Source organism: Sphingobium sp. L-44, from assembly GCF_056859495.1.
The window spans coordinates 32,986-50,202 of record NZ_JBSXOQ010000053.1; the positions used below are offsets into that span (position 1 = coordinate 32,986).

At 65.3% G+C, this 17,217-nt stretch carries 25 protein-coding genes; 16 read left to right on the forward strand and 9 right to left on the reverse strand.

Annotated features, from left to right (window positions below; all coding sequences use genetic code 11):
- Positions 1–49: 49 nt before the first annotated feature.
- The 3 genes from pgmG to AC13EK_RS04705 are packed head-to-tail and all read right to left on the reverse strand — an operon-like array spanning position 50 to position 2,716.
- Entirely contained in the window at positions 50–1,432 is a 1,383-nt protein-coding gene (gene pgmG, locus AC13EK_RS04695) for a phosphoglucomutase/phosphomannomutase PgmG (protein ID WP_069338962.1), read from the reverse strand.
- Between the two features lie 19 nt (positions 1,433–1,451).
- On the reverse strand, positions 1,452–1,910 hold the full coding sequence (locus AC13EK_RS04700; RefSeq protein ID WP_037519257.1) for a J domain-containing protein: 459 nt from the start codon (positions 1,908–1,910) through the stop codon (positions 1,452–1,454).
- On the reverse strand, positions 1,910–2,716 hold the full coding sequence (locus AC13EK_RS04705; RefSeq protein WP_004209209.1) for a division plane positioning ATPase MipZ: 807 nt from the start codon (positions 2,714–2,716) through the stop codon (positions 1,910–1,912). Before AC13EK_RS04705 ends, AC13EK_RS04700 begins: the two co-directional genes overlap by 1 nt.
- Positions 2,717–2,824: 108 nt before the next feature.
- Between AC13EK_RS04705 and panC the strand changes: the two genes are divergently transcribed.
- Entirely contained in the window at positions 2,825–3,670 is an 846-nt protein-coding gene (gene panC, locus AC13EK_RS04710) for a pantoate--beta-alanine ligase (protein WP_069338961.1), read from the forward strand.
- Here panC and AC13EK_RS04715 read toward each other — a convergent pair.
- The 4 genes from AC13EK_RS04715 to hemE form a co-directional block, all read right to left on the reverse strand.
- Positions 3,667–3,801: a hypothetical protein gene (locus tag AC13EK_RS04715; RefSeq protein ID WP_257211443.1), complete on the reverse strand. Its 135-nt coding sequence runs from the start codon at positions 3,799–3,801 to the stop codon at positions 3,667–3,669. The genes panC and AC13EK_RS04715 overlap by 4 nt on opposite strands.
- Positions 3,802–3,973: 172 nt before the next feature.
- Positions 3,974–4,582, reverse strand: a complete 609-nt coding sequence (locus AC13EK_RS04720) for a hypothetical protein (protein ID WP_069338960.1) — start codon at positions 4,580–4,582, stop codon at positions 3,974–3,976.
- 117 nt (positions 4,583–4,699) lie between these two features.
- Positions 4,700–5,140 (reverse strand): CopD family protein, encoded by a 441-nt coding sequence (locus AC13EK_RS04725; protein WP_069338959.1) that lies wholly within the window; start codon positions 5,138–5,140, stop codon positions 4,700–4,702.
- Entirely contained in the window at positions 5,140–6,201 is a 1,062-nt protein-coding gene (hemE, locus tag AC13EK_RS04730; protein WP_069338958.1) for a uroporphyrinogen decarboxylase, read from the reverse strand. The genes AC13EK_RS04725 and hemE overlap by 1 nt, the downstream gene beginning before the upstream one ends.
- Before the next feature lie 291 nt (positions 6,202–6,492).
- On the opposite strand from hemE, the gene AC13EK_RS04735 reads away from it, so the two are divergent.
- From AC13EK_RS04735 to AC13EK_RS04785, 11 genes are all read left to right on the forward strand, one after another.
- Complete coding sequence (locus AC13EK_RS04735) at positions 6,493–7,320, forward strand: pyruvate, water dikinase regulatory protein (RefSeq protein WP_026108809.1); 828 nt, start codon at positions 6,493–6,495, stop codon at positions 7,318–7,320.
- Positions 7,317–7,910: a Maf family protein gene (locus AC13EK_RS04740; RefSeq protein ID WP_069338957.1), complete on the forward strand. Its 594-nt coding sequence runs from the start codon at positions 7,317–7,319 to the stop codon at positions 7,908–7,910. Before AC13EK_RS04735 ends, AC13EK_RS04740 begins: the two co-directional genes overlap by 4 nt.
- Positions 7,907–8,731 carry a shikimate dehydrogenase gene (gene aroE / locus AC13EK_RS04745; RefSeq protein WP_010335787.1) on the forward strand — a complete coding sequence of 275 codons (825 nt, stop codon included), beginning with the start codon at positions 7,907–7,909 and terminating at the stop codon, positions 8,729–8,731. Before AC13EK_RS04740 ends, aroE begins: the two co-directional genes overlap by 4 nt.
- Positions 8,732–8,742: 11 nt before the next feature.
- Entirely contained in the window at positions 8,743–9,336 is a 594-nt protein-coding gene (gene coaE / locus AC13EK_RS04750; protein ID WP_069338956.1) for a dephospho-CoA kinase, read from the forward strand.
- A gap of 32 nt (positions 9,337–9,368) precedes the next feature.
- Complete coding sequence (dnaQ, locus tag AC13EK_RS04755; RefSeq protein ID WP_069338955.1) at positions 9,369–10,070, forward strand: DNA polymerase III subunit epsilon; 702 nt, start codon at positions 9,369–9,371, stop codon at positions 10,068–10,070.
- A gap of 71 nt (positions 10,071–10,141) precedes the next feature.
- Positions 10,142–10,738, forward strand: a complete 597-nt coding sequence (gene hpf, locus AC13EK_RS04760; protein WP_010335785.1) for a ribosome hibernation-promoting factor, HPF/YfiA family — start codon at positions 10,142–10,144, stop codon at positions 10,736–10,738.
- 130 nt (positions 10,739–10,868) lie between these two features.
- Positions 10,869–11,336 (forward strand): PTS sugar transporter subunit IIA, encoded by a 468-nt coding sequence (locus AC13EK_RS04765; RefSeq protein WP_010335784.1) that lies wholly within the window; start codon positions 10,869–10,871, stop codon positions 11,334–11,336.
- Entirely contained in the window at positions 11,296–11,793 is a 498-nt protein-coding gene (locus tag AC13EK_RS04770) for a PaaI family thioesterase (protein ID WP_004209196.1), read from the forward strand. Before AC13EK_RS04765 ends, AC13EK_RS04770 begins: the two co-directional genes overlap by 41 nt.
- A complete protein-coding gene (locus AC13EK_RS04775) occupies positions 11,786–12,136 on the forward strand; it encodes a DUF1491 family protein (RefSeq protein WP_069338954.1) in 351 nt (116 codons plus the stop codon). The genes AC13EK_RS04770 and AC13EK_RS04775 overlap by 8 nt, the downstream gene beginning before the upstream one ends.
- Positions 12,137–12,311: 175 nt before the next feature.
- On the forward strand, positions 12,312–12,983 hold the full coding sequence (locus tag AC13EK_RS04780; RefSeq protein WP_063975995.1) for a cell wall hydrolase: 672 nt from the start codon (positions 12,312–12,314) through the stop codon (positions 12,981–12,983).
- 103 nt (positions 12,984–13,086) lie between these two features.
- Positions 13,087–13,593, forward strand: a complete 507-nt coding sequence (locus AC13EK_RS04785; RefSeq protein ID WP_010335781.1) for an MmcB family DNA repair protein — start codon at positions 13,087–13,089, stop codon at positions 13,591–13,593.
- A gap of 39 nt (positions 13,594–13,632) precedes the next feature.
- Here the strand turns inward: AC13EK_RS04785 and AC13EK_RS04790 are convergent, their stop codons facing one another.
- Positions 13,633–14,271 carry an ankyrin repeat domain-containing protein gene (locus AC13EK_RS04790; protein ID WP_069338953.1) on the reverse strand — a complete coding sequence of 213 codons (639 nt, stop codon included), beginning with the start codon at positions 14,269–14,271 and terminating at the stop codon, positions 13,633–13,635.
- A gap of 44 nt (positions 14,272–14,315) precedes the next feature.
- Between AC13EK_RS04790 and AC13EK_RS04795 the strand changes: the two genes are divergently transcribed.
- Genes AC13EK_RS04795 through AC13EK_RS04810 form a run of 4 tightly spaced genes read left to right on the forward strand, consistent with a single transcriptional unit; the run spans position 14,316 to position 16,354 of the window.
- The gene (locus tag AC13EK_RS04795; RefSeq protein ID WP_069338952.1) at positions 14,316–14,969 is read left to right on the forward strand and encodes an SCO family protein; all 654 of its coding nucleotides are present in this window, start codon (positions 14,316–14,318) and stop codon (positions 14,967–14,969) included.
- Between the two features lie 3 nt (positions 14,970–14,972).
- Complete coding sequence (locus tag AC13EK_RS04800) at positions 14,973–15,398, forward strand: YcgN family cysteine cluster protein (RefSeq protein WP_004209190.1); 426 nt, start codon at positions 14,973–14,975, stop codon at positions 15,396–15,398.
- Positions 15,355–16,089 carry a M48 family metallopeptidase gene (locus AC13EK_RS04805; protein WP_375178286.1) on the forward strand — a complete coding sequence of 245 codons (735 nt, stop codon included), beginning with the start codon at positions 15,355–15,357 and terminating at the stop codon, positions 16,087–16,089. Before AC13EK_RS04800 ends, AC13EK_RS04805 begins: the two co-directional genes overlap by 44 nt.
- Positions 16,090–16,093: 4 nt before the next feature.
- A complete protein-coding gene (locus AC13EK_RS04810) occupies positions 16,094–16,354 on the forward strand; it encodes a hypothetical protein (protein ID WP_004209188.1) in 261 nt (86 codons plus the stop codon).
- Here AC13EK_RS04810 and trhO read toward each other — a convergent pair.
- Positions 16,351–17,172 (reverse strand): oxygen-dependent tRNA uridine(34) hydroxylase TrhO, encoded by an 822-nt coding sequence (trhO, locus tag AC13EK_RS04815; protein WP_069338951.1) that lies wholly within the window; start codon positions 17,170–17,172, stop codon positions 16,351–16,353. The genes AC13EK_RS04810 and trhO overlap by 4 nt on opposite strands.
- Between the last annotated feature and the right edge of the window lie 45 nt (positions 17,173–17,217).

A 17,217-nucleotide genomic window follows, 5' to 3' on the forward strand; every position in this document is an offset into this window, starting at 1 on the left:
TTCCGCATGAAATAATGATAGCGATATCAATTTTGCGCGCTGCGACAGGCTATTTCGCCGCTTGCAATCGCTGATCGACGCCCGAATCACGCAAATGGGATTCGATTTCGGCCAGCAGGCGCGCCAATCCCGCAGCATCCGACGCCTCCGCCCGCGCGGTCAGCGCATTCTGGGTGTTGGACGCGCGCAGCAGCCACCAGCCATCGACAGTGCGGACGCGAGCGCCATCGATCGATTCCACGATTGCGCCGGATGCAACCAGGCGGTCGCGCAGGTCTTCAATGATCGCGAACTTGCGGTCTTCCGGCACGGCGATGCGGATTTCCGGCGTGTTGACCATTTCGGCCATGTCGCCGCGCAGGTCGGTGATGGTGCGGCGCAACCGGGCCGCGGCGCGGATCAGGCGAACGGCGGCATAGAGTCCATCGTCAAAACCGTAGAAATCGTCGGCGAACATGATGTGGCCGGTCATCTCGCCACCCAGCGGACTGCCAATCTGCTTCATTTTGGACTTGATATGGCTGTGCCCGGTCTTCCACAGCACCGGTTCACCGCCCAGCCGCTCAACCTCGTCGAACAGGGCCTGGCTGGCCTTCACATCCGCGACGATCGGGGCGCCGGGACGATCCTTCAGCACCACCTGCGCGAACAGGCCTAGCAGCTGGTCGCCCCAGATGATCCGGCCCAGGCCATCGACCACGCCGATCCGGTCGCCATCGCCATCGAAAGCCACGCCGAAATCGAGCTTCCTGGAGAGGACAAGGGAACGAAGATCGGCCAGATTCGCTTCTTCGGTAGGATCAGGATGATGGTTGGGAAAATTGCCGTCTACATTGGTGAAGAGCAGATGATGCTCACCCGGCAGGAGTTGCACCAGCTTCTCCACGACCGGTCCTGCGGCGCCGTTTCCCGCGTCCCAGCCGATCCGCCAGGCGGCGCCGTCAAAATCGCGCACCAGCCGCTCGACATAGGCCGGCATGATATCGACATCGCGCACCCGGCCTTCGCCCGCCAGCCAGTCGCCGGCCGCCGCCATCGCGCCGAGCTGCTGGATCGCCTCGCCATGAAAGGGCGCATGATCCAGGACCAGCTTGAAACCATTCTGATCTGCGGGATTATGGCTGCCGGTCACCTGGATGGCGCCCGCCACGTCCAGTTCGGCCTCGGCATAATAGAGCATGGGCGTGGGACCGAGGCCAACGCGCAGCACATCGACGCCGCTGTCGGTGAGGCCCCGCACCAGCGCGCCCTCCAGCATGGGCGAACTCAGCCGCCCGTCATAGCCGACCGCGACCGCTGATCCACCGGCGTGCCGCACCCAGGTCGCGAAGCTGCGCCCCAGCGCATAGCCGTCCGCTTCCCCGAGCATCGGGCCGACAACCCCGCGCATGTCATATTCGCGCAGCAGGGTCGGGTGGAAGCGGTGGGCCATATAGTCCTTTCTGGGGCAATCAGCCGGCGGACGGACGATCCCGCTCGGCAAGGTCGGCGAGCAGCAGGTCGCGCGCGGCATTGATCTGGGCAGCCAGCGCTTCGGTTCCACCCTTGTCGGGATGGACCGAGGCGATCAGGCGGCGATGTGCGGCGCGGATGTCGGTCGCGCGGGCATCCGCCGACAGGCCGAGCAGGGCGCGGGCGCCCTCCACGTCGGCCCTGTCAGTCTGCACCGGCTGCGCAGCCTTGCGCCTGGCGCGGTTAGCGCCTTTCTTCGCCTTGCCCTGCGACGCGAAGAAGAGAGCCGCGCCCAGCAGGATTGGCGCGCCGAGCGCCGGCTTGCCCTTGGCGGCCAGCACCGCGCCGACCAGTGCCGCCCCCAATGCCATGCCATCCTTGGTCGACATGCGCTGCAATCTCCCGGTCCAGATGAGCCAGCCCGCCAGGCCGATCAGCACCAGCGCGATCAGCCCCATCAGGCGGCGCCGAGCATGTCCACGGACGCAGCATGATCGCCGGTCGGCAAGGCCAATCCGGCCACCATCTCGCGCAGTTCCTGGCGCGCGGCGATGTGGCTGATGCCCAGGTCGCCCAGATGCCCCTTGTCGAGCAGGGTCAGGCCCGAGGGGAAGAGTTCGCGGAAGATGACGCGCTCCGACAATCCGGGAATGACGCGGAAGCCGACCCGGCGCGACAATTCCATCAGCGCATCGCCAACCCTCTTCTTGTTGCGGGCATCATGATGCTGGACGCGGTTGCGCAGCACCACCCAGTCGATCGACACGCCATCGGCCTTGGCGCGCGACTTGCGCGCTTCGAAGATGAGTTCGGAATAGAAGGACAGGCGACGCACCCGGAAGGTTTCGGCATCGACCTGGCCGATCAGGTCGAAATCGACGAAACTGTCGTTCATCGGCGTGACCAGCGTGTTGGCGCGGGCCGCCATGTGCCGGGCGAAATCATCGTCGCGGCCGGGCGTGTCGACGATCAGGAAATCCTTGCCCTCGGCAACCGCCGCCGCCTGTTCGTCGAGCGCGGCGACATTGTCGCCCTGGAACACCGCAAAGTCGGGTGCCGACAGATCGATGCCGCGGCGACGCGCGGTTTCGGCGCGGTTTTCCATATAGCGGGTGACGGTGCGCTGGCGCGGGTCGAGATCAATCAGGCCGACGCTATGGCCGAGCGCGGTCAGCGCGATCGCCGTGTGGACGGCGGTCGTCGACTTGCCGGTTCCGCCCTTTTCATTGGCGAAGACGATGAGGTGCGTTTGCGCGTTCGCCATCGGACCTTGATAACCCCGTGTTTGTCGCTCTAGATTCTTGACGGTCCCGTGGCGCGAAGCCTAGCAGGACGCCCCTGTGTCCCTGCCCTTATCGGAGCCCCTCGTCCCGTGCAAATTCTCCGTGACCTTCCCGCCCTGCGCGCTGCCGTTGCCGCGCTGAAGTCCGACGGAAAGACGCTGGCGCTGGTCCCCACCATGGGGGCGCTGCATGACGGGCATATGGCGCTGGTCGAGGAAGCCCGCCGCCATGGCCCCCATGTCGTGGTGTCGATCTTCGTCAATCCGCGCCAGTTCGGCCCGAACGAGGATCTGGACGCCTATCCCCGGCGCGAGGCGAAGGATGCGCAGCTGTTGCAGGCAGCCGGCGTCGATATCCTGTGGGCGCCGAGCGTGGAAGTCATGTATCCGGCCGGCTATGCCACCAATATCCGGGTGTCGGGGGTGAGCGAAGGACTGGATGGCGCGGCGCGGCCGGGCCATTTCGATGGCGTCGCCACCGTCGTCACCAAGCTGTTCAACCAGGTCGCGCCCGATGTCGCGATCTTTGGCGAGAAGGATTATCAGCAGCTCGCCGTGATCCGCCGGATGGTTGCCGACACCAATCTCGACATCGAGATCATCGGCATGCCGACCCAGCGGGCCGAGGATGGTTTGGCGCTGTCGTCGCGCAACGCGTATCTCAGCGAACAGGAGCGCAAGGATGCGCTGGCGCTGCCGCGCGCTCTGGGTGAGGCGAAGCGGCAGATCGAGAAGGGCGAGCCGGTCGAGGCGGCACTGGCGAAGGCAATCGCCACGCTGGCGACCCATGGTTTCGACCCGATCGACTATGTGACCCTGTGCGACGCCGACAGCCTGGAGCCGATCGCAACGCTCGACCGTCCGGCACGGCTGCTGGGCGCAGCGAAACTGGGCAAGACCCGGCTGATCGACAATATCGCGGTCGATCCGGCCTAAGCCGAAAGTCCGCGCTTGAGCAGGACAGCGGCAAGGACGAACAGGCCGACCACCGCCCAGCCCTCCCAGGTGCGGGGACCATAGCCCCAGCCGATACGCTTGGGGCCGAACCAGATGCGCGGGTCATTCATGGGCGCCTCCGCTTAACTTCGCACATTTCCCGCACATTTTGACATTATGTTGCGCAGGGACGATCCTATTCGCTTGTCACCCGATCGGCGACATCCCGGCTATAGCATGGCCATGGCGGCGTAGGACAGCAGCCCGAGGGACCGGGGCGAAGGCCCCGATCCCCCCTGTCGATCAGAGCGCGCCAGCGGCCGGAGCGGCGGTTCCTTCTGCCGGCGTTGCGGCAGGGGTCGCGGCGATCGGCGCGGGCGTCGCCGCCGCGCTGTCGACCGAGAAGGCGATATCCTCGTCCAGGAAGGCGGGGATGATCGAGCCCGACGGGATGTTGGCGCTGGTGCCGGTGGTGAAGAAGCCGGCGACCGGGATCAGCGCGATCGCACCGACGACGCCGGCGGTGCCGGTCACGCCCTTGTCATTGAAGGTGCCGGTCAAGCGCACCTGCCGGCCCCCCAGCCGGACGTAGAGCACGCGGCCCTCGATGAAGCCGGACTTGCCCCACATGCCCTTGTTCCGCACGCTGGTGATTTCCGCGATGCCGGGCGTGCCGGCGGGGATCGCCACATTATTGCCGACCATCACGGCTTCGGCGGTCTCGATATTGACGCGATCGCCGACCTTCACCGCCTTCTTCTTGGTGGTGAGTTCCACCAGCGTGCGAACGGGCACCTTGGCACCGGCGCGCAGGACATTGCCATCGACGGCAGGCGCGATGGTGACGGCAGGCTGCTGCGCAGCCGCCATCGGCGCGGCCAACGCGGCCGCGCAGAAAAACAGACGAATCATGATACCCCACAGAAAGTCCGCAGGATGCGGACCGGCGGAGGCAAAGCATAGTCCGAAGACTTGCGCCAGAGGCCGAGTAAAGCGCCCGATCTTTTCGGACGCTTTACGCTACGACCATCAGAAGGGGCGGACGATCACCATGATGACGATCACCGCTGCGGCGATGCCGGGCACCTCGTTCAGCATGCGCAACTGCTTGTCGGCAAGGCTGCGCTGACCGCGTGCGAGCTTCTTCGCATAGCTGGCGATCCAGCCATGATAGCCCGACAATGCCAGGACAAAGAGCAGCTTCACGTGGAACCAGCCGAAATGCCAGGCGCCGATTTCCACCATCAGCATCAGGCCGAAGACCCAGGTAAGGATCAGCGACGGGTTGAGGATGATCTTGAGCAGGCGCGTCTCACGCTCGATCCAGCGCTGGTCCTCCGCCGAGCCCGGCACGGTTTCCTGATGATAGACGAAGAAGCGCGGCATCATGAACAGCCCCGCCATCAGGAAGATGACGAAGATGACATGGGCGGCCTTCACCCACAGATAGGCGGCGCCGAGATAGGGCATCAGCGTGTCTCCGTTCCGCGCACATAGGCGATCAGCGCCTCGACATGGGCGATCGGCGTATCGGGCAATATGCCATGGCCCAGGTTGAAGATATGGGGCCGGCCGGCAAAGGCGGCGCGCAAGTTATCCACAGCCTGTTCCACCGCCTGACCGCCGGCAATCAGCGCCAGCGGATCGAGATTGCCCTGCACCGGAAGTCCGGCGGGCAGCGCCTGGTTGGCCCAATGCGGGTCGACCGTTTCATCCACACCCACCGCATCGACGCCGGTGCCGATCGCATAGGCCGGCAGTTTCGCGCCGGCGCCCTTGGGAAAGCCGATCACCGGAATGTCGGGATGGAGCGCCTTCAATTTGCGGACGATCGCGGCATTGGGCTCTATCACCCAGCGTTCGAACTGGAGCGGGGCGAGGCTGCCGGCCCAGCTGTCGAACAATTGCACCGCTTCCACGCCGGCTTCGATCTGGCCGGAGAGATAGATGACGGTTGCGTCGACGATCGCGTCGATCAGCGCGGCGAAGCGATCGGGCTGTTGATACGCCATGCGACGCGCGGCGCCCTGGTCCTTGCTGCCCTGTCCCGCGACCATATAGGTGGCGATCGTCCAGGGACTGCCTGCAAAGCCCAGGAAGGTCACCGACGGGTCCAGCGCAGCCTTCACCTGCCGCACCGTTTCATACACAGCCTCATAGCGGCTGAAATCGGGTTTCAGCGCGGACAGGTCGGTCTCCGCCAGGATCGGGGCGAGACGCGGGCCTTCACCGGCTTCGAACCAGAGATCCTGTCCCATGGCATAGGGGACGATCAAGATGTCGGAAAAGAGGATGGCGCCGTCGAAGCCGAAGCGGCGCAGCGGCTGGAGCGTGACCTCTGCCGCGGCGGCGCTGTCATAGACCAGTTCGAGGAAGCCGCCCTTGTCGGCCCGGAGTGCGCGATATTCCGGCAGATAGCGGCCAGCCTGGCGCATGAGCCACATCGGCGGGACGGGCGGCACCGCGCCGCGCAATACGGAAAGGAGCGGCTTGGCGCTGACTGCGCCGGCGTGAGCGTCGGGACCCGTCATGAACTCTCTACTTTATAAAGATATTTAAAAAGGAATGTTGAGGTTGTTGGGCTGTTGGTTCGGGGGTTTATGCGCTGTCCCCGCTTTTGCCAACAGCTTGACTCCTGGAGTCAAGCGATTCCGCGGCGAGTCATCTGAATCATCCCCATTACCCACAGGCTGTGGATAAGATTCCGGCCCTGTTGAGAGGCTGTGGATAAGATTCCGCTTTCTGGGGACGAAATGGGGCTGCAAAGTTATCCACAACTCTATCCCTTGCTTTATCCACAGGGGACTCACAGAGATATGCCTGTGTCACGTATCCATCTTCACCTGCTTTCGGACTCCACCGGCGAGACGCTGGAGAATATCGCCAAGGCGGCGATCGGCCTGTTCGAAAATGTCGAGGCGATCCGCCATTTCTGGCCGATGGTCCGATCCGAAGTGCATCTCGACCGGATCATGGAGGAGATATCCGCCCATCCCGGCCTGGTGCTGTTCACACTTACCAACCATGTGCTGCGGCGGCGGCTGGAAACGCGCTGCCGCGCGCTCGGCCTGCCCCATGTCGCTGCGCTCGACAGCGTGGCCGATGCCCTGTCCAACATATTGGGGCAGGAAACCCGGACCCGGCCGGGCCGCAAGCATATCCTGGACGAAGCCTATTTCGCGCGGATCGAGGCGATCCAGTTCACCATCGCCCATGATGATGGCGTGGGGCATGAGAATTGGGAGGAGGCCGATATCGTCCTGGCGGGCGTGTCGCGCGCGTCGAAGACGCCGACCTCCATCTATCTTGCCAATCGCGGTTACAAGACCGCCAACATCCCGCTGGTGCCGGAATCGCCGCCGCCGCGCAGCCTCTATGGCCTGAAGCATCCGATGGTGGTGGGCCTGACCATCAGTCCCGAGCGGTTGATCCAGATACGGCGCAACCGGCTGCTGTCGCTCAACCAGGCGCCCGAGACCGCCTATGTGGATAGCGACAAGGTGCAGGAGGAACTGGCCTTTGCCCGGCGCATGTTCGCCGACAATGGCTGGCCGGTGATCGACATGACCCGCCGGTCGATCGAGGAAGCGGCCGCCGCCATCATCAACCTGTTCAACGACCGCGAACTGGCGGAAGGAAATGAAGCATGATCGTCCTAGCCTCGCAGAGCGCCAGCCGGCGCGCCATGCTGAGCGCGGCCGGCGTGCCGTTCGAGGCGCTGTCGCCCGGTGTGGATGAAGAGGCCGCCAAGGAAGCATTGCGCGCCGATGGCCATGACGGCCGCGCGCTGGCCGATGCGCTGGCGGAGCTGAAGGCGCTCAAGGTGTCGCGCCGGGTGCCGGGGGCGCTGGTGCTGGGCTGCGACCAGACCCTGACTCTCGACGACGGGACGATGATCGACAAGGCGGTGGACAGGGCGGATGCCGCGCGCATCCTGCGCCTGCTGTCGGGTCGGGTGCATCATCTCCACAGCGCAGCGGTGATCGTGCTCAACAATGAACCGATCTGGCGCCATGTCGAACGGGTAAGGATGACGGTGCGGCCCCTGTCGGACGGATTCATCGACTCCTATCTGGAGGGCGACTGGGACGAATGCCAATGGTGCGTCGGTTGCTACCGGATAGAGGGGCCGGGCGCGCAACTGTTCGCCAGGGTGGAAGGCAGCCAGTTCGGCATCCAGGGCCTGCCGCTGCTGCCGCTTCTTGACTTCCTGCGCATAAGGGGCGTTCTGGCGTCATGACCGACAAGCTCCCCTATGCAGAGGTGATCGGCGATCCGATCGACCACAGCAAATCGCCCCTTATCCACAATTTCTGGCTGCAGGCGCTGGATATCGAGGCGGAGTATAAGAAGACTCATGTGACGCCCGAGGGGCTGTCCGCCTATTTCCTGCAGCGCCGGGCCGATCCCGACTGGCTTGGCTGCAATGTCACCATTCCCCACAAGATCGCGGTGATGGACTATACCGATGATCCGGGTGGGGTGCGCGACCGGATCGGTGCGATGAACACCATCGCCAGCGAGACCGCCGGGCCGCTGATCGGCACCAACACCGATGCCGGCGGATTCCTGCAGCCGCTTCTGCGCGACAAGTGGAAGGGGCGCCATGCGGTGCTGATCGGCGCGGGCGGCGCGGCGCGGGCGATCCTGTTCGCGCTCACCAGCCTGGGCGTGCCGGAGATCACGATCATGGCGCGCGATCCGGCCAAGGGACAGGCACTGCTCGATCGGGCCGGGGTGAAGGGCAAGGTGATCGGCATGACCGATGCGCTGCCGGCCGCCGACCTGCTGGTCAACAGCACGTCGCTGGGCATGGTCGGCCAGCCGGCGCTGGATCTGGACCTGTCGCCGTTGCCGGCGAGCGCGACCGTCTATGACATCGTCTATGCGCCGCTGGAGACGGGCTTGCTGAAGGCGGCGCGCAACCGGGGCCTCAAGACTCTCGACGGGCTGGAAATGCTGATCGGCCAGGCGGCGCTGGCATTCGACATCTTTTTCGATGCGGAGGCACCGCGCGAGCTGGACGCGGAACTGCGCGCGCTGCTGCTGGCGGCGGACTGAACGGCGACGGGGTGAAGATCTACGGCCTCACCGGCTCGATCGGCATGGGCAAGTCGGCGGTTGCGGCGATGTTTCGTCGTGAAGGCGTGCCGGTGTTCGATGCCGATGCCGAGGTGCATCGGCTGCAGGGGCCGGGCGGCCGGCTGATCCCGGCGATCGAGGCGCGCTTTCCCGGCACCACCGGGCCGCAGGGCGTCGACCGGGCCAAGCTGGGCGCGGCGGTGTTCGGCCATCCCGCCGAATTGAAGGCACTGGAGGCGATCGTCCATCCCGCCGTGGGCGAGTCGCGTCGACGATTCCTCAAACGCCATCGGTCGCGCCAATTCGTGATTCTGGACGTGCCCTTGCTGTTCGAGACAGGTGGCTACCGGCGCATGGCGGGGATCATCGTCGTCAGTGCGCCCGCCTGGAAACAGCGGCGGCGGGTGCTGGCCCGGCCGGGCATGACGGTGGCAAAATTTCGTAGAATCCTGCACTTGCAGCTGCCCGATGCTGAAAAGCGGCTTAGGGCAGACTATATCATCAACACGGGTACGACATTTGCCGCAACCCGGGCACAGGTCAGGCGTCTGGTCGCTTGCCTTGGCGCCCGGACAGGCAGATAAGTAGAGTCATAGAGAGTCGGTTCAAAAGGGCGATGCGCGAGATCATTTTCGACACCGAAACGACGGGATTTGATCCGGCATCCGGCGATCGGCTGGTCGAAATCGGGTGCATAGAGCTTATCAATCGCGTGCCGACCGGCCGCACCTTCCATGCCTATTATAATCCACAGCGCGACATGCCCTCGGCCGCCGAGGCGGTGCATGGCCTGTCGAGCCAGTTCCTGGCGGACAAGCCGCTGTTCCGCGAGGGCGTGGCCGAGCTGATGGATTTCCTGGAGGACAGCCCGCTGGTCGCGCACAATGCGCGCTTCGACTTCGGATTCCTCAATCACGAATTGAAGCTGTGCGCGCGCGACGCCGTGTCGATGGACCGGATGATCGACACGGTCGCGATCGCCCGCACCCTGCATCCCGGCGCCAAGCACAGCCTGGACGCGCTCTGCACCCGGTACGGCATCGACCGCAGCCATCGCGTCAAGCATGGCGCGCTGCTCGACGCCGAACTGCTGGCGCAGCTCTATGTCGAATTGACCGGCGGCCGTCAGATCGGCCTGGGTCTTGCACAGGAGGAAGAGAAAGAGATCGTCAGGGTGGAACTGACGGAAACCGCCGTTGTTCGCCCTGTTCGTCCCGCGCGCGTCTTCACGGCGAGCGCGGAGGAGCTGGAGAGGCATGCCGCTTTCGTCGCGAAGCTGGATAAGCCGCTCTGGCTCGAGGAGGCGCCGCCGGCCTGAACCTGCCGGCGTTTGCCACGTGCCAACCGGGCCGCTGATCCGGCGTCCCGGCAAGAATAAGGAGAAGGCATATGGATATCCGTGTTTCCGGGCATCAGGTCGAGACGGGCGAGGCGCTCAAGCAGCACGTCAGCGACCGGCTGGAAGCGATAGCCGAGAAATATTTCTCCCGCACGATTTCCGCCCAGGTGACCTTCCGACCGGCCCCGCATGGCGCCTTCCATTGTGATATCGTCTGCCATGTGATGACCGGCCTGATCCTGAAGGGCGCCGGCGAGGCGCAGGAGGCGCATCCCGCCTTCGACCAGGCATCGGACCGGATCGAGAAGCAGCTGCGCCGCTATATGCGCCGCCTGAAGGACCGCAGCATCCAGGCCGCCGCGGCCGAGGCGCAGCGCGCCAATGGCTACAGCGTCGATGATATCGACGGCGCGGGCTATACCATCTTCGCCGGTGCCGCCGACGAGGAGGCCGAAGCGGCCGATGCGCCCCTGATCGTCGCCGAAACGCGGGTCGACATTCCCGAGGCCAGCGTGTCCGACGCGGTGATGATGCTGGACCTGCGCAACACCAATGCGCTGCTGTTCCTCAATGCCGGGACGTCGGCCTATAATATGGTCTATCGCCGTCAGGACGGCACGATCGGCTGGGTCGAGCCGCGCGGCTGACCCCCTGCCAAGCCGGGCCGCCTGTTGACCTCCGGGTGCAGGCGGCCTATGGGGCCGGGCTTTAGTTTCTCCGAGCAACGCGCATTTTTTTCGACAGGCTGGGCGCGCCTCGGCTGCCCCCGGAAGTAAAATGGTGCATTTCAACGATATTGTCTCGCCGGACGCGCTGGCCACCGAGGTGACTGTGAACGGCAAGAAGATGCTGTTCCAGAAGATCGCGGCTCTGGCGGCGCAATCCTATGGCGTCGATGCCGAAGCGGCCGCCGACGCGCTGCTGGAGCGCGAGCGTCTGGGCTCCACCGGCTTCGGTGGCGGCGTTGCCATTCCCCATGCCAAGCTGCCGGGCCTCGACCGCATGTGCGGCGTGGTCGTGCTGCTCGATCCGCCGGCGCCGTTCGACGCGGTCGATGATGCGCCGGTCGATGTCGTGTTCGCGCTGCTGTCGCCGCAGGACAGCGGTGCCGAGCATTTGAAGACGCTGGCGCGTGTATCGCGCTATCTGCGCGACGAGGCGCAGGTGACGCGCCTGCGCGGTGCCAAGTCGGCCGAGGCGCTGCATGCGCTGCTGGCCGGTGGTGAGGCGCGTGACGCCGCCTGAAGCCGCTGCGCTCGCCAGTGGCGAGGCGGCGCATTTTCGCGCGCTGGAGCATCTCTACAACAGCGCGCCGATCAACGACCTGTTCCTGTCGACCCTGCGCGTGCCGGAGCCCGGCCGATCGGTGATCGATTTCGAGGTCGACGAGCGGCATTTCCATGCCGCCGGCGCGGTGCATGGCACCGTCTATTTCAAGATGCTGGACGATGCGGCCTTCTATGCCGCCAACAGTCTGGTCAGCGACCGCTTCCTGCTGACCACCGCCTTCAACCTGCTGTTCACCCGGCCGATCGGCCCCGGAAAGCTGCGCGCCGAGGGGCGCTGGATCAGCGGCAAGCGCCGCGTCTATGTCGCCGAGGCGAGCATCCTCGATTCGGACGGGGAAGAAGTGGGCCGGGGCACCGGCACCTTCATGCGGTCGCAGATTCCGCTGTCATCGCTGCCGGGATATCATGGCTGAGGATAATCCGGCCGCGCGGCTGACCAGCGCGATGCTGGTCGGCGCGCTGGTGAAGCGGGTGAATGCCGCCGGTGGCTTTGCCATGATATTGGCCAAGGGCGACGAGATGAGCGGCGTCATCCTGGTCCAGGTGATGGACAAGGGGCGGGAATCCGCAATTTTCGAACGGGTATCGAACTTTCGCGGCGGCCATGCATTGATGCGCTGTGGACCCCCTGCGGAAGAGGGGCCGGAGGCGTTCGCCGCCTATGCCGAACGCCGGCGCAGATCGGACCCCGACCTGTGGCTGGTGGAGCTTGATATCGCGGATGCGGAACGGTTCGCCGCTGAAACGATCTGCTGATCGTTGACTCCTTGCACGCGCGCGGGGAATGGCGGCCGACGCTGAACGCGCAGGTTGCCTGCATTCGTCCATGGGGGGCGGGCCGGTAAACACGCAGACGGGGGGCGGCCGAACGTCACAGAATATCGGTTACAATCGACGTTTCTGGCCAATAACCGCACGATTTTGAGCAATAATGAGTTTTCGTCTGAAGGCCGCGATCATCGCGGCATTTACGCTGTCGGCCGCTGCGGCTGTTACGGCGTCGGACATGTCGAGCGCCAGCGAGGCCTCCCTGTCCACGGTTTCTCTTCCGGAAACCGCCGCGCTGACTAGCGCACCCACGGCCGGCACCAAGCCCGCCGTCGTTTTCGCTGCGCCGCAGGAAGTCGCGCAGTCGCTGGATTCCGGCTCCAAGGCTGGCAGCAATTTTTCGACCGATATCGAGCCCAAGGCCGAGACCCTGGCAGCCCTGGTTGATGCGCAAGGCGCTCCCGAGGATGTCGAAGGCGACATGAAGTGCCTGGCCGGTGCGGTCTATTTCGAATCCAAGGGTGAAACGCTGGAGGGCCAGCTGGCCGTCGCCCGCGTCATCATCAACCGCGCCAAGTCGGGCCGCTTCGCCAGCAGCCTGTGCGGCGTCGTCTATCAGCCGAGCCAGTTCAGCTTCGTGCGTGGTCACGGCATGCCGCCGATCAACATCGCCAGCGATTCCTGGCGCGAGGCGGTTGCGATCGCGCAGATTGCCCTCGACGACAGCTGGGACAGCCAGGCCGAAGGCGCGCTGTTCTTCCATGCCCGCCGCGTGTCGCCGGGCTGGGGCAAGACCAAGCTGGCGTCGATCGACAATCACGTCTTCTATCGCTGATCCGCGCTCACCGCGCGACAGAGACGCCCTTTTGAAGGCCGGTTCGGACCCCATGTCCGAATCGGTCTTTTCTTTTGTTCCCTTCCTGTTCTAGTCTGGTGCCATGACCATCCAAGACGCCGCCCAAGATGCCGATCGCTGTTCACCGCTGACCGACGGGACCGCGCTGGCGGTTGCGCGCGGCACGCTGCGCCTGTTCCATCGCCATGACATGAACGGCATATTGGAAGTGCCGTTGCCCAATGGCCGGCGGGCCGACATCATGGCGATCGACAGTGCCGGGCGCCTGACCATCGTCGAGATCAAGTGCAGCCGGGCGGACCTGCTGGGCGACATGAAATGGCCGGATTATTTCGACTATTGCGACCGCTATTTCTGGGCGGTGCCATCGGGCTTCGACACCAGCCTGTTCGACAGCGAGGCGCTGTGGCCGGCTCGCACCGGCCTGATCGTCGCCGACCAATATGATGCCGAACTGGTGCGGGCCGCGCCGTTCGAGCCGCTGGCCGCCGCCCGGCGCAAGGCAGAGACGCTGCGCTTCGCCCGCCGCGCCGCCCGCCGTCTGTCGGCGCTGGCCGACCCGGATTATGCGGCGGAACTGGGCTGGTAAGGGTTAAAGAAAAGGGCGGCCTGGCCGCCCTTTTTCATATCAAAAGACCGGGCCCTGGACCGGGCCCTTGGGCGCGGCGGCGTTGGCCTTGGCGGAATCGAGGGCTTCGACCAGACCCGGCGTGCGGCTGTCCCGTTCGGCATAGTCGCGGGCGGACATGCCAGCGATCGTGTCGCGCTTGTCCGCATTGGCGCCCTGCGCCACCAGCAGGCGGACCAGGCCGATGTCGCGCAGCTGCACCGCGCGGATCAATGCGGTCTCGCCGCTGCCATTGGCCTTGTCGACCTGGGCGCCGCGGGCGAGCAACAGGCGCACGCCTTCCTCGAAACGGTTCTGCACGGCGAGCAGCAGCGGCGTGGTGCCATTATTGTCGGCCAGGTTCGGATTGGCGCCCTTCGACAGCATGAAGTTGAGCCATGTCGTGTCGCGGCGGCCGATGACGATGTGCAGCGCGGTTTCGCCGGTGGTGACGTCACGGCTGTTGATGACGGTTGAACCCGGCTTCTGCAGCAGTTCGGTTGCCTTGTCGCCGTCAGCGTCCTTCACCGCCTTGAGGAAGTTGTAATTGTTGGAAAACTGGGCCTGGGCCGCAACCGGGGCCATCAGTGCCAGGGTGATGGCGGCAGGCCGCGCCAGAAACAGCCAGGTGGAAAGTCCGCTCTTCATCCCAATCTTCATCGTCGCGCGCCCCGTTCGATTTGCAAATCGGCCCATAGCAAGGCATGGCAGGCGACACCATGAACAAAGCGCTGATCTCGCTCGCCCTGCCGCTTCTGGCCTTGCTGACAGCATGCAATATGGGGGCTGGCGGCAACGCATCAAGCGGCGAGAGCGAGCAGGGCAATCTGGTCGGTGCGCGCATCGGCGCGCCCTTCACCCTGACCGATCAGGACGGCAGGACCGTGCATTGGGACGATTATAAGGGCCAGTATCGGATCGTCTATTTCGGCTACACCTATTGCCCGGATGTATGCCCGGTCGATCTGCAGCGGATCATGCAGGCGTTCAGCGCCTTCGAGAAGGCAGCGCCGGCCCGAGCCGCCAAGGTGCAGCCGATCTTCATCAGCGTCGACCCCAAGCGGGACACGCCGGCGGTGCTGAAGCCCTATGTCGCGGCCTTCCACCCGCGCCTCGTCGGCCTGACCGGCACGCCGGAACAGATCGCGAAGGTGGCCAAGGACTTCGTCGTCCTCTACAATGCGGAAAAGCCGGAAGGGGCGAGCGACTATCTGGTCAGCCACAGCCGCACGCCCTATCTGTTCGGGCCGGACGGCAAGCCGATCGCGCTGGTGCCGGTGGATGATCCGGGCACGCCGGACGTGGACGAGGGCGCACCCGATATCGTGCGCGCCTTTCTCGAAAAATGGGTCAAGTGACATTTGGACTTCTGGGACAAGCCCCTCGACAAGCTGAACCGCGCCGAATGGGAAGCGCTGTGCGACGGTTGCGGCAAATGCTGCCTGCACAAGGCGGAAGATGAGGACACGGGCCGCATCTATCCGACCAATGTCGCCTGCCGCCTGCTCGACCGGCATAGCGGCCAATGCACCAACTATCCCGACCGGCGGCGGTTCGTGCCCGATTGCGTGCGACTGACCCCGGCCAAGGTGAAACAGATCAGCTGGCTGCCGCGCACCTGTGCCTATCGGCTGCGCGAGGCAGGGCTGCCGCTGCCGGACTGGCATTATCTGGTCTGCGGCGATCGCGAGGCGGTGCATCGGGCCAAGGAATCCGTACGCGGCTGGACCGTGGCGGAGGCCGATGCCGGCGATTGGGAACATCATCTTGTCGACCGAGAGCTCTGAGGCAGAAATCCTGATCGATGGCGTCGCCATGCCGGTGCGGGTGCGCCGGTCCGCGCGAGCGCGCGCCTACAAGCTGACGATCGACGGGTTGCGCGGCGAATTACGGCTGTCCTTGCCGGCGCGGGCGAACCTCAAGCGCGCGCTGGGCTGGGCGCAGGGGCATGAGGATTGGGTTCGGGCGCAAATGGCGGTGACGCCGGCGGTGACGCTGCTGGGCGATGGCGCGACCTTTCCGCTGGAGGGGCGCGAGGTGCGCATCTGCTGGATCGCGGGGGCTACCCGCACGATCCGGCTGGAGGGCGACCGGCTGATCCTGGGTGGGGCGGCGGAATCGGTCGGTGCGCGGGTGCTGCGCTGGCTGAGGACACGGGCCAAGGCGGTGCTGGAGGCGGAGACGCTGGCGATGGCGCAGGATCATGGCCTGATCGTCGCCTCGGTCGGCACCGGCGACACGCGCAGCCGTTGGGGCAGTTGCACATCGACCGGGGCGATCCGCTATAGCTGGCGGCTGATCCTGGCGCCGGCCTGGGTGCGGCGATCGACCGTGGCGCATGAACTGGCGCATCTGCTGCACATGGACCATAGCCCGGCCTTCCACGCCGCCCATGCCCGCATCTATGGCGAGGATCCGCGCCCGGCGCGCGCCTGGTTGAAGGCGCATGGGGCGGGCCTGCACCGCTATCAGGCCTGAACCGATGGCGCGCCGGAAACGCTATCTGACTGCCACCATGCCCGACGGCTATGTGAAGAAGATCGGGCCGACCGCCGACCCCTTCACCCATTATTGGCGGATCGTCGCCATACTGGAAAATGGCAAGACCGAGGTTTTCTGGGGCCACACCCGCTCGCTGGCCGAGGCGAAGAAGAAGCGCGCCGCCGCGCCCGACGGCGCGCGGATGCGGGGCTGGACATCCTATCAGTTCGAGATGGTCGAACTGGTAGAAAGCGCGGATTAGCCCCGATGCGGCCAGGCGCCGTCGGCGTCGCCGGGGCAGTCATGGTCGGTATCACGCGGATAGGGCAGGCCACAGGCGCTGCAGGTGGCATAATGGCCCTGTTTCAGGCCATGGCCGACCGCGACCCGCTCATCGAAGACATAGCAGTCACCTTGCCAGCGGCTTTGCGCCTGCGGCATTTCCTCCAGATAGCGCAGGATCCCGCCCTTGAGGTGATAGACTTCGTCAAAGCCGCGCGCCTTAACCAGCGCGGTCGATTTTTCGCAGCGGATGCCGCCGGTGCAGAACATCGCGATCTTGGGGCTGCGGCCTTCGTCGCGCAGCTTGGCGGCGAAATCGTCGAACCAGGCCGGAAATTCGCGGAAGGAGCGGGTGGCCGGGTCGATCGCATTCTCGAACGTGCCGACTGCCACCTCATAGGCGTTGCGCGTGTCGATGATGACGGTGTCGGGATCGGCGATCAGTGCGTTCCAGTCCGCGGGATCGAGATGCACGCCGGCCTGATGGGCGGGGTCCAGGTCGCCCGCGCCCAGCGTCACGATCTCCGCCTTCACCTTCACCTTCATCTTGCCGAAGGGGGCGCTGTCGGCCGTCGCATATTTCACATCGACATCGGCGCAGCCGGGCAGGGCACGGATATGGGCGACCAGCCGCTCGATCGCCTCGGCCGTGCCCGCGACCGTGCCATTGATGCCCTCACGCGCCAGGATCAGCGTGCCGCAAGTGCCGAGATCGGCGCACAGCGCGCGCAGATCGGCGGCGGTTGCCTGCGGGTCGGCGAAGGTGGCGAAACGGTAGAGGGCTGCGACGGTGAACATGGGGAGCCCTATAGGCGCTGGCGCGCATACTTGAAAGCCGGGCGA